At 39.2% G+C, this 12,241-nt stretch carries 10 protein-coding genes and 1 pseudogene; 6 read left to right on the top strand and 5 right to left on the bottom strand.

Going from position 1 to position 12,241, the window contains the following annotated elements; genetic code table 11:
* Nucleotides 1-42 precede the first annotated feature (42 nt).
* Together PVV64_RS01980 and PVV64_RS01985 are read left to right on the top strand one after the other, a co-directional pair.
* Complete coding sequence (locus tag PVV64_RS01980; protein WP_273759431.1) at nt 43-2,766, top strand: valine--tRNA ligase; 2,724 nt, start codon at nt 43-45, stop codon at nt 2,764-2,766.
* Between the two features lie 780 nt (nt 2,767-3,546).
* Nucleotides 3,547-4,269: pseudogene (locus tag PVV64_RS01985) on the top strand (tetratricopeptide repeat protein).
* Between the two features lie 104 nt (nt 4,270-4,373).
* Here PVV64_RS01985 and PVV64_RS01990 read toward each other — a convergent pair.
* The 5 genes from PVV64_RS01990 to xth all read right to left on the bottom strand — a co-directional run bounded on the left by PVV64_RS01990 (nt 4,374) and on the right by xth (nt 8,564).
* Entirely contained in the window at nt 4,374-5,120 is a 747-nt protein-coding gene (locus PVV64_RS01990; RefSeq protein WP_273759432.1) for an amino acid ABC transporter ATP-binding protein, read from the bottom strand.
* Nucleotides 5,121-5,131: 11 nt separating this feature from the next.
* Nucleotides 5,132-5,848 carry an amino acid ABC transporter permease gene (locus PVV64_RS01995; RefSeq protein ID WP_273759433.1) on the bottom strand — a complete coding sequence of 239 codons (717 nt, stop codon included), beginning with the start codon at nt 5,846-5,848 and terminating at the stop codon, nt 5,132-5,134.
* 2 nt (nt 5,849-5,850) lie between these two features.
* Nucleotides 5,851-6,603: an amino acid ABC transporter permease gene (locus tag PVV64_RS02000; RefSeq protein ID WP_273759435.1), complete on the bottom strand. Its 753-nt coding sequence runs from the start codon at nt 6,601-6,603 to the stop codon at nt 5,851-5,853.
* 140 nt (nt 6,604-6,743) lie between these two features.
* Nucleotides 6,744-7,649 carry a transporter substrate-binding domain-containing protein gene (locus PVV64_RS02005; RefSeq protein WP_273759436.1) on the bottom strand — a complete coding sequence of 302 codons (906 nt, stop codon included), beginning with the start codon at nt 7,647-7,649 and terminating at the stop codon, nt 6,744-6,746.
* 129 nt (nt 7,650-7,778) lie between these two features.
* The gene (gene xth / locus PVV64_RS02010; protein ID WP_273759437.1) at nt 7,779-8,564 is read right to left on the bottom strand and encodes an exodeoxyribonuclease III; all 786 of its coding nucleotides are present in this window, start codon (nt 8,562-8,564) and stop codon (nt 7,779-7,781) included.
* A 519-nt stretch (nt 8,565-9,083) separates the two neighbouring features.
* Between xth and rpsL the strand changes: the two genes are divergently transcribed.
* From rpsL to PVV64_RS02030, 4 genes are all read left to right on the top strand, one after another.
* A complete protein-coding gene (rpsL, locus tag PVV64_RS02015) occupies nt 9,084-9,455 on the top strand; it encodes a 30S ribosomal protein S12 (RefSeq protein WP_005865042.1) in 372 nt (123 codons plus the stop codon).
* A gap of 18 nt (nt 9,456-9,473) precedes the next feature.
* Nucleotides 9,474-9,944, top strand: coding sequence for a 30S ribosomal protein S7 (rpsG, locus tag PVV64_RS02020; RefSeq protein WP_273721159.1), 471 nt, complete (start codon nt 9,474-9,476; stop codon nt 9,942-9,944).
* Between the two features lie 26 nt (nt 9,945-9,970).
* Nucleotides 9,971-12,055 (top strand): elongation factor G, encoded by a 2,085-nt coding sequence (gene fusA / locus PVV64_RS02025; RefSeq protein WP_273759438.1) that lies wholly within the window; start codon nt 9,971-9,973, stop codon nt 12,053-12,055.
* 59 nt (nt 12,056-12,114) lie between these two features.
* A partial coding sequence (locus PVV64_RS02030; RefSeq protein ID WP_234924853.1) for a GTP-binding protein occupies nt 12,115-12,241 on the top strand: 127 nt, incomplete at its 3' end.

Here is a 12,241-nt window from a genome sequence, read left to right on the forward strand (position 1 = left end):
ATTGAATATTGATATTTTTCAGCGGCGTTATGGGTGAGTGGAATGCTAGAAAAAAACTATGATGCTGCTTCTATAGAGCAACGGGTTGCAAAAAGGTGGGAGGCTCGTGGTGCTTTTGAAGCGGGAGTGGGTTCAAAAGATGATGCTGAACCTTTTTGTGTTATGCTTCCGCCTCCCAATGTTACCGGTTCCCTTCATATGGGGCACGCACTGAATACGACAATTCAAGATATCGTGGTTAGATTTCAGCGCATGCGTGGCAAGAATGTATTGTGGCAACCTGGCATGGATCATGCTGGGATTGCTACACAAATGGTTGTCGAGCGTCAACTTGCAGAATGTCAAGAGCCAACACGTCAAGAACTGGGGAGAGAAAAATTTGTTGAGCGTATTTGGCAATGGCGTCACAAAACTGGGGGTGTTATTGCAAATCAGTTGCGTCGTCTTGGTATTTCCTGTGATTGGTCACGTGAGCGGTTTACAATGGATGAGGGGTTGTCTGAGGCTGTTCGTGAAGTTTTTGTTACGCTTTATAAGCAGGGCTTGATATATAAGGATAAGCGCCTTGTTAATTGGGATCCTAAATTGTTAACGGCTATTTCAGATCTTGAAGTTGAGCAAAAAGAAATCAAAGGCCATTTGTGGCATTTTCGATATCCGCTTGAAGGTAAGATTTTTGATCCCAATGATGCGACAACTTTTATAACAGTGGCGACAACACGGCCAGAAACAATGCTTGGTGATACGGGAATTGCAGTTAATCCTGAAGATGATCGTTATAAAAATCTTATAGGGAAAAATGCTCTTTTGCCCCTTGTTGGTCGTAGGTTGTTGATTGTTGGTGATGACTACGCAAATCCTGAGGAAGGGAGTGGTGCTGTAAAAATTACACCAGCCCATGACTTTAACGATTTTGAAGTAGGGCAGCGCAACAATCTACGTTTGATCAATATTTTTACACAAAAAGCTGAGATTTTCTTGCGTGAGAATGAAGCGTTTTTTGATGGTTTAACTTTATCCGATGAATTAAATCTATTAGTGGAAAACTTAGATCAAGCTGATCGTTTTGTCGCACGCAGTCGGATTGTTTCCTTGATGGAAGAAAAAGGATATTTAGCAGCTATTGATGATCATCCACACACTGTTCCTCATGGAGATCGCAGTGGGGTGCCGATTGAACCATTCTTGACAGATCAATGGTATGTTCATGCTGAAGAATTGGCAAAGCCAGCAATAGAGGCTGTTCAGCAAGGGAAAACGCGATTTGTTCCCGATAGTTGGAAAAAAACTTATTTCAATTGGATGCAAAATATTCAACCTTGGTGTATTTCGCGTCAATTATGGTGGGGACACCAGATCCCAGCTTGGTACGGTCCTGATGGCGCAGTTTTTGTTGAAAAAAATGAAGAAGAAGCTTTGACTTCTGCTTTCTCTCATTATGGTGAAGCGGTGGAATTAACCCGTGATCAAGATGTTTTAGATACGTGGTTTTCATCCGCTCTTTGGCCTTTTTCAACACTCGGCTGGCCAAATAAAACCACGGAACTTGCTACCTTTTATCCAACATCTCTATCGGTTACAGGATTTGATATTATCTTTTTCTGGGTTGCTCGTATGATGATGATGGGTCTTTACTTTATGGGGGATGTTCCTTTTCCAACGGTTTATGTGCACGCTCTCGTTCGAGATCAGAAGGGGGCAAAGATGTCAAAGTCAAAGGGGAATATTATCGATCCCTTGGAGCTCATTGATCAATATAGTGCCGATGCTCTCCGTTTTACGTTGGCTATTATGGCAGCACAGGGGCGGGATGTTAAACTTGATCCTTCCCGTGTTGCAGGCTATCGTAATTTTGCTACTAAATTATGGAATGCTACCAGATTTGCACAGATGAATGGCGTTAAGCATGATCCTGCTTTTAAGCCAGATAAAGCAAAACTTGCACTTAATCGTTGGATTTTAACAGAGCTCTCTCAAACTGTTTCGGCAGTGACTACTGGCATTGAAAATTATAAGTTTAATGAGTCTGCTAGCGCACTTTATCGTTTTATTTGGCATACCTTATGTGATTGGTATCTGGAACTTCTCAAACCAGTATTCCAAAGTGCCAATGAGGATGATAAAGGTGAGGCTCAGGCATGTACTGCTTGGGTTTTAGATCAGGTTTATAAGCTTCTTCACCCCTTTATGCCTCATATGACAGAGGAATTGTGGTCTCTTACAGAAACACCAAGTATGAAGCGTGAGGATATGCTAGCGTTGGTATCATGGCCAGAGGAAATGTTTAGAGATGAAGAAGCTGCTGCTGATATTAATTGGCTTATTGATGTTGTTAGTGAAATTCGATCTGTGCGTTTTGAAATGAATATTCCAGCTGGTACGCTAGCACCTCTTGTTATTGTAGAGGGCGGTGAACTAACGCGCAAGCGTGTTCAACGTTATGATGCTCTTCTGAGAAAGTTGGCGCGTATTGAGACAATTGATTTCTCTGATAAAGCTCCGGCTGTTTCAGCGCAAATGATTTTTGGGGAAGCAGTTTTTTGTTTACCATTGGGACAGTTAATTGATTTGGAAGCTGAACGTACTCGCTTAAGGAAGGATGTTAATAAAATTGAACAGGATATTGAAAAAATATCGGTTAAATTAGACAATCCTAAGTTTATAGAAAATGCGAGACCGGAAATCATTGAGGCCGAGCGTAACAGAATTGTGGAATTACGTGCCGCGCAGAAGAGAATATCTGTTGCTTTAGAGCGATTAGCATAGCTGCGCTTTTTTATTCTATGGCTTTCGTCTTTACTTTATATTATTGTGCTGTCTGTTTATCTTTTTTAGTAAAGAGTATTCCTTCTGTATTTCGATTTTCGTTATTCTCTTATTGATGTTATAAATAAAAACTCTAGGCAGTTTTCTCGTGTTTTTATGTCTATAAGTGATGTGTTCCTATTATCCTATTTTACTATAAAAACACTGTGATTTAGAGCAGTGATATGAAGCATATAAACTTGACTATATGATGTGTTTTTTTCATAGAGGCATAGATATTTAGGCGGGGCTTATTAAGTAAACTACTTCGAGGTGTAGGTGACAAATTACTCGAGAGAAGTCGGGTTATTTACAAACCAGTACGGATAGGGCGATTACCCTTTAGATGATGAAAAGGTTAGTGTATTTCTTTATCTTTTATGCGGTATATTATTCTCGTATTTTAAAAATTTATTCCTCACATATTACATCTATTCTCAAACTGCTTTTTAGTATGTGCGTTTGTCTATTAAGTAGTTTTTCTCTTTCATAATAGAATAATGAGATATCTATAAATCAAGAAATCTGATATGAAATTTGAAATGATGATTTATATTTAAAAATCAACTTTTTGCTCATAAATAAAGGCTTCTTTTTTGGATATTTTGGGGGAATTTCCTTTCCTGTTAAAATTCTAATTTCAAAATGTCCTGTTTTTCTTACTCCAAAAATTTTCAATCTGTACAAAGAAATTTGTAGCAGATGTCATGATATGAAACCAAGATAAAGGGGAAATTTGAGATGGTAAGTGGGTTTAAGTTATGGAAAAGGACAGCGATTATTATTACTTTATCAGGTGCTTTTTCTACCGCTTATGTAAGAGATACAAATAGTGCACAGAGATCTAAGATAATTCATGCATTTTTAGCATTATGTTGTGCAGCCAATATGGGAAATATTGAAGCAAATTGAAAACTTGGTTGTATCTATGCGAAGGGTGATGGTGTTCCTGAAGATGATTATAAGGCATACAATTTTTTTTGCATATATTGTTGAAAAAGGAGCTGATCTTTGTTCAGAGGAAGAAAGTTATATTTCTGATGCATTGGTCAAACTAGCGCGCTATATAAAAAAGGTATTTCTCAACCACCTATAAAACCTAATCCGTCTATACCGCTCTCCTCTCTATGCGGGCTGCGGTAAACTAAGGAAATCCTAAAGCACAGAACTATATAGGAAAGAGGTTTTGTAAGGGAAAGGGGGGGAGAGAAAAATTTTCTACAGGCAGCACGATGGTTTCAGCTTTCAGCGAAAAAAGGAAATCCTCCTACTCAAGCGATGCTTAGAAATATGCTTCTTCAGGAAGGAAAAGTAGCTCTTGGCACCGCAATGTTAACAGCTTATGAAAAAGCTCGAAAAAAAATCTAAATTGGATTGGTCCTCTGCAGAGCACGCTTTTTCTCTTGTAATGAAGTTGAGAGACGTAATGGCCAATTCTTGGTCCCTCATATTATCAAAAAATAATCATTTTTGAATATCCTTCTACGACACTCCTTTAGTGTTTAAATCCAAAAATGTTGCTTTTCTGCCTGATTCTGTAAGAGAAAATTTTTGAAATAACACAATAATTAATGACTAAGAATTTTAGATAAAAAGTCCTGTGCTCTTGGTGTTCTAGATTGTGGGTTAGAAAAGAACTCTTTAGATGAGCAGTCTTCGAGAATTTTTCCTTGATCCATGAAAATCACACGTTCAGAGACTTTTTGTGCAAAACCCATTTCATGGGTTACACAAATCATCGTCATACCTTCTTCTGCTAAGCTAATCATGACATCTAATACTTCACCTACCATTTCAGGATCTAAAGCAGATGTTGGTTCATCAAAAAGCATCACGAGTGGATCCATAGTGAGGGCCCGGGCAATAGCAACACGTTGTTGTTGGCCTCCAGAAAGTTGACCAGGGTATTTATTTTTATGTTCGATGAGGCCAACACGTTCAAGATACAACAAACCACGCTCGAGTGCTTCTTTTTTATTGCGCTTTAACACTTTGATTTGTGCAATCGTCAAATTTTCTGTGACGGATAAATGGGGGAAAAGTTCGAAGTGCTGAAATACCATTCCTACGTGGCTGCGCAATTTAGGCAGATTGGTTTTCTTTGAATGAACGGGTGTTCCATTAATCCAAATCTCACCTTTTTGAAAAGGAACGAGAGCATTAATTGTTTTAATGAGTGTTGATTTTCCTGAACCAGACGGTCCACAAACTACAACAACTTCTCCTTTGTTAATATTGGTGCTGCAGTCTTTAAGAACATTAACTTCGCCATACCAGTTGGAAACATTCTTTATTTCGATCATATGCGTAGACATTTTTTTTCCTGTTAGCGGATAATGGATATTCTTTTCTGTAAATACAAGACTAATTGCGAGAGTGTAAAACAGATAACAAAATAGAAAATAGCTGCTAAAACATAAGCTTCTTGCTTTACACCAAAGTTGTTAGCAACAATATCAAAACCATTCAAGAGGCTATTACCACTAATTGCATAAACAAGTGTTGTGTCCTGAAAGAGGATAATGACTTGTGTTAAAAAAACTGGCAGCATGTCTCTAAAGGCTTGGGGAAGAATGACAAGATACATATTTTGCCAATAAGTCATTCCAAGGGCTTGCCCTGCTTGTTTTTGTCCTTGTGAAACAGAATTTATGCCGGCGCGCATAATCTCGGCAAAATAAGCAGTTTCAAATGCAGTAAAGGTAATGAGTGCCGATTTATTTGCACCGATTGATGTTCCAGTTAGGAAAGGTAAAAGCACAAAAAACCATAAGATAACCATCACAAGCGGTATTGAGCGCATGGCGGTTATGTAAATGATTGCAAGCCAAGAAAGCAGTTTCATAGAAGAAAGCCGCATCATTGCTAGGAGTGTGCCAAAAATAAGTCCTAATACCGTGGCAAAAAGGGTTAGGAAAATACTAAAGAGTAACCCTGATAGAATATAAGAACAGAATATATCAAAAGTAAAAAATGAAAAATCAAAGTCTGAAAAATTGAAAGGAGAAGAAAATCCAAACTGAGAGCTTATGAAATCTGTCATATTCAGTGTTCCTCTGTTTGAAAATTAGGGATTTTGAGCATGTGTTCAATTATTGTCATAATAATGAAGACAAAGAGAGCTATAAGAATATAAAGAATCGTGACGATAAGATAATTCTCATAAACATGACTTACTTCCTCAATTGTTTGATATTGAAATTGCATCAGTTCATTGATTGAAACGGCAAATGCTATAGATGAATTTTTGACAATACCCATTGCTTCTGAAGTAAGCGGAGGCATAATGGTACGTATAGCACGCGGTAATATGATATAGCGATAAACTTGATAGGTTGTGAACCCCATTGCCATAGCAGCATAACGTTGTCCAGAAGGAATTGCTTCAATACCTGAGCGGACCTGTTCTGCAATACGGGCGGATGTAAAAAATCCTAAGGCACATGTTATTAAGAGAATAGGTGAAAAGTGCATCGCTGGTGGATAAATCTTAGGCACAACGAAATACCATAAAAACACTTGTACAAGTAAAGGAATATTACGCATAATTTCTACCCAGATAACACCAATAATGCGCAATATACGATTGATTATGGAAGTATTGGGGAGAGTACGCATCGTCCCTATAATAACACCGCAGAAGACAGCTAGAATTAATGAAAAGATGGACAATAAAACTGTGTTTTTAAAGCCATCGAGCAGTGTATCTAAATAAGTATGACTTACGCCAGAAGTTCCAAGGCATCCCGCTACCAGTGTTTGAGTCAGATCATCTCTACAAAGGAAAGAAAAGTCCATTGATTCATATTTCCTAAATTGAGTTATTTACAAACAGAGCAATAAATCAGCCATTTTATATCAGCAAACTTTATTGAAAAATGAACTAAAACATAACCACACTGAATTTTCAAAGAGTGTGGTTATTGTTTTTAAAAATTCTATAAACTGTTTTCTGTATAACTTTCCCGAGGCTTATTGTTTGGATGTTCCCAAGCATATTTTGTTGCTTTAGATAAGGGAAGGTTGACAATAGTATTTGCGGGCGGTGTTGGTTTCATAAACCATTTATCATAAAGTTTTTCAAGTGATTCGTCTTTGATTTGGCGTACAATACTGTCGTTGATTGCTTGTTCAAAGTTTTTGTCATTTAATCGCAGCATACAAGCGATAGGTTCGACGGATAGTACTGGATCAAGGATCACATAATCAGATGGATTTTTTGATTTGGCAATATGACCAGCAAGAATTGAAGCATCCATAACAAAGGCATCTGCACGACCAGATTCTAATAATAAGAAGCTGTCTCCATGGTCTTTACCGTTCACAACATTAAAGTGAATGTTTTGGGCACGTTTATTTTTACGGATAAGTTGAACAGATGTTGTACCGGTGGTTGTTGCAACCGTTTTCCCATTTAAATCGGCAAGAGATTTAATATGAGAGTTTTTCTTTACGGCGATTCGAACTTCTTCAACGTAAGTGGTATAAGCAAATGCAGCTTCTTTACTCCGAGAAACATCATTTGTTGTAGAGCCACATTCAAAATCATAGGTACTATTTTTCAGGAGAGGAATTCTATTTTGTGATGTGATAGGGAGATAATGAATTTTGATTGGTTTACCAATTTTTTTTGAAATATCGTCAATAATATGCTCTGCCATTTCTGTGTGGAAACCTACATATTTATCATTACCAAGGGCATAGGCTAAACCTGATGATTCTCGGACACCTAGGGTGATTTCTCCTGTCTTTTTTATTTTCTCAAGAGTATCATTTTCAGCATGTGCAACACTTGTTAGTCCAAGGGCAGTTGCGGCAATAAGTATTAACAATGATTTTTTCATTATGTCCTCCATTCATGTATGATTTCTTGTTATCGTTTTATTATTTAAATGTCTTTTCACACATCGTGTAGCACATTTATATTCTAGGTGGGATATTTTTTTACTTTAAATAAAATCAGGTATTTTACTTTATTCGTCGAAATTAAAATGAGCCCAAACAGGAATATGATCTGATGTTTTTTGATATCCTCTTACTTCTGTTTGGCTATAGGCGCAAATAAGTTGATCGACAGCTTCTGGTGATAAGAGAAAGTGATCAATACGAATCCCGTTATTTTTACGCCATGCACCAGCTTGAAAATCCCAGAAGCTGAATGAAGGGGTCTCTGTGACATTACGAATAGCGTCGTAAAAACCTAAATGAATAATGCGCTGAAATGCCTGTCTTGTTTGGGGAAGAAATAAGGCATCATGATTCCACTCGTGAGGATTTTTTGCATCCGAGGGGGTGGGAATAACATTATAATCACCAGCTAAGATAAGAGGTTCCTCATAGGCAAGCAATGATCTTGCATGGGTATATAATCTTTCCATCCATTCCATTTTATAAGGATATTTGTCACTGTTGATAGGATTTCCATTTGGTAGATAGAGGGATGCAACACGAATGACGCCTTTATTGGTTGAATAAACGGCTTCAATGTAGCGTGTTTGTTCATCATTATCATTGCCTGGTAAGCGCCGGATAACTTCATCAGGAGTTTTTTTAGAAAGAATCGCCACGCCATTAAAACTTTTTTGTCCGTGTGTTTCTATGTGATAGCCTAATCCTTCAATTGCATTACGTGGAAAGGTCTCATCAGTACTTTTCGTTTCTTGTAGACAGACTATATCGGGCTGATTTTGCTGTAACCATCGATATAATGTTTCATGTCGTGCTTTTATTCCAGCAATGTTCCACGTTACTATTTTCATGGTTCCCATCTTCAATATTTGTGCAAGTTTAATTACTACTTTTCAATGTTCATAAATATATTCAACAATATATTGCGATATTGCGTTAAGTTGTAAAATGTGTCGCATTTTTTGTATGAGGAGATATTACTATGGGGATTTCATTTATCAAGAACTCCTGAAAAAGCTAAATTAAAGTGTTAAAATTTCATTTATTTTCATTTTTAAAAACTTTCTGGTGTTTAGTTCTTGACGAATGTATGTGTTCTCGCTATTAGAAGATACAGAGCCGATGTGAGAGTGGTTTTAGAGATTTTATTTTTTATCCTAAGGATCACTCTAACAGGTTTTGAAAGATTAAAAGCAAATGCTAGTGCAAAAGGCTCATGCCTTCTCTGCTTGTGATCGGGTAAGCTGTTTATAGCAGTGCTGCCCGATTTTGTGTGTGAGTTTAGATATTTGTTCCGATGTTGTCGGAATGGAGAAAACTAGGAGAGCCCAAGAGGGCGAGACAAACGTAAATCGAAAGAGGAAGGTTGCATGCCTACCGTAAACCAGTTGATTCGCAAGCCACGTGTTGTGCCGGTTAAGCGCAATAAGGTTCCTGCTCTTCAATCAAATCCGCAGAAACGTGGTGTTTGTACGCGTGTTTATACAACGACGCCGAAGAAACCAAATTCTGCGCTTCGAAAAGTTGCTAAGGTCCGTTTGACAAATGGATTTGAGGTGATTGGTTATATTCCTGGAGAGGGGCATAATCTTCAAGAGCACTCTGTTGTTATGATTCGGGGTGGTCGTGTGAAGGATTTGCCAGGGGTTCGTTATCACATTATTCGTGGTTTGCTTGATACGCAGGGTGTCAAGAATCGTAAACAGCGTCGTTCAAAATATGGCGCGAAGCGTCCAAAATAATATTGAGAGACAAAGCCGATGTCCCGTCGTCATAGAGCAGAAAAGCGTGAAATTAATCCAGATCCTAAGTTTGGTGATTTGGTTATTACGAAATTTATGAATGCCATTATGTTTGATGGTAAAAAATCAGTTGCTGAGCGTATTGTTTATGGTGCGCTTGACGCTGTGGAGAAGAAAGTAAAAACAGATCCTGTGGCTCTGTTTCATCAGGCGTTAGAGAATGTTGCTCCTCATATTGAGGTCCGTTCGCGACGCGTTGGTGGTGCTACTTATCAGGTTCCGATTGATGTTCGTCCAGATCGTCGTCAGGCTCTTGCTATCCGTTGGTTAATTTCGGCGGCGCGTGGGCGTAATGAGACGACAATGATTAATCGTCTTTCTGGTGAATTAATGGATGCAGCTAATAATCGTGGCTCTGCAGTAAAGAAACGTGAGGATGTTCATCGTATGGCTGAAGCTAATCGTGCATTCTCTCATTACCGCTGGTAGTATGTTTAAAACTTAAGGCAAATAGAATGGCTCGCGAATATAAAATTGAGGACTATCGTAATTTTGGTATTATGGCGCATATTGACGCTGGTAAGACCACTATGACTGAGCGTATTTTGTTCTATACAGGTAAGAATCATAAAATCGGAGAAACCCATGATGGTGCTTCTACGATGGATTGGATGGAGCAGGAACAAGAACGTGGTATTACGATTACATCTGCTGCGACGACGACTTTTTGGGAAGGGCGTGATGGGCGCAAGCGGCGTTTTAATATCATAGATACGCCAGGACACGTTGATTTTACGATTGAAGTTGAGCGTTCTTTGCGTGTTCTCGATGGGGCGATAGCTTTGTTGGATGCGAATGCTGGTGTGGAGCCTCAGACGGAAACTGTTTGGAGACAGGCTGAGAAGTATCGTGTGCCGCGTATGGTTTTCGTTAATAAAATGGATAAAATAGGAGCTGATTTTTACCGTAGTGTAGAAATGGTTGGTTCGCGATTGGGGGCTAAAGCGCTTGTTTTGCAGTTGCCAATTGGTGCTGAAAACGATTTTGAAGGTGTGGTCGATCTTGTTGAGATGAAAGCATTGAGATGGGATGGTTCCATTGGTGCTTCGGCGGTGGTTGGTGAGATTCCTTCTGATTTGAAAGAGAAGGCGGAAGAGTATCGCGAAAAACTTATTGAAATGGCGGTTGAGGTTGATGAGGCGGCAACAGAGGCTTATCTTGAGGGTGTTATGCCAACTGATGAGCAGCTTGTTGCTCTTATTCGCAAAGGGACAATAGAGGTTCAGTTCCATCCTGTTCTTTGTGGTACGGCTTTTAAAAATAAAGGTGTGCAGCCGCTTTTGGATGCTGTTGTTTCTTATCTTCCTTCTCCAGTTGATATTCCGGCGATTAGGGGGGTTGATGTGAAGACGGAGGCTGAAGCAACACGTGAATCTTCAGATGATGCTCCGCTTTCTATGCTTGCTTTTAAGATTATGAATGATCCTTTTGTTGGGTCATTGACGTTTTGTCGTGTTTATTCTGGTAAAGTTCAAAAGGGTGTTTCTCTTGAAAATACTGTGAAGAGAAAGAGAGAGCGTTTGGGGCGTATGCTGCAAATGCATTCAAATTCTCGTGAGGATATTGAGGAAGCGTTTGCTGGTGATATTGTTGCTCTTGCAGGGCTTAAGGAAACGACGACAGGTGATACGCTTTGTGATCCTCTAAAGCCCATTATTTTGGAGCGGATGGATTTTCCAGAACCTGTTATTGAAATTGCGATTGAGCCTAAAACAAAAGCGGATCAGGAAAAGATGGGGATTGCACTCAATCGTTTGGCTGCTGAGGATCCATCATTTCGTGTGAAGTCTGACGAGGAATCGGGGCAGACTATTATAGCTGGAATGGGTGAGTTGCATCTTGATATTATCGTTGATCGTATGCGGCGTGAGTTTAAGGTTGAAGCAAATATTGGGCAGCCTCAAGTCGCTTATCGTGAGTCGATTACGAAAATGGCAGAAATCGATTATACACATAAGAAGCAATCCGGTGGTGCGGGGCAGTTTGCTCGTGTGAAAATTATTTTTGAACCTCATGATGGTGATGATTTCGTGTTTGAGTCGAAAGTTGTTGGTGGTGCGGTTCCAAAGGAATATATTCCTGGTGTTCAGAAGGGGATTGAGAGTGTTATGGGGTCAGGTCCTCTTGCAGGGTTCCCCATGCTTGGTGTAAAAGCAACTCTCATCGATGGTGGTTATCACGATGTTGATTCTTCTGTATTGGCTTTTGAAATTGCCGCTCGTGCAGCTTTTCGTGATGGAGCAAAGAAAGCTGGTGCTCAGCTTCTCGAGCCAATCATGAAGGTGGAGGTTGTAACTCCTGAAGATTATGTGGGGGATGTCATTGGTGATCTCAATTCTCGTCGCGGACAGATTTCAGGGACCGAGGCTCGTGGTATTGCGACAGTGGTAAATGCAATGGTTCCTTTGGCAAATATGTTTGGTTATGTGAATAGTCTTCGTTCTATGAGTCAAGGGCGTGCACAATATACAATGCAGTTTGATCATTATGAGCCTGTCCCTTCGGCTGTTGCTTTGGAGATTCAGAAGAAGTACGCGTAATTTTTTAGGTCATTAATTTTAACTTAGTCCTTGGTTTGGATGGAAAATGGAGAGCTCAAATGGCAAAGAGCAAATTTGAACGCACGAAACCGCATGTTAATATAGGAACGATTGGTCACGTTGATCATGGGAAGACTTCGTTGACAGCAGCGATTACGAAATATTTTGGTGAATTTAAAGCCTATG

The organism is Bartonella sp. ML70XJBT.G (genome assembly GCF_028618575.1).
GTDB lineage: Bacteria > Pseudomonadota > Alphaproteobacteria > Rhizobiales > Rhizobiaceae > Bartonella.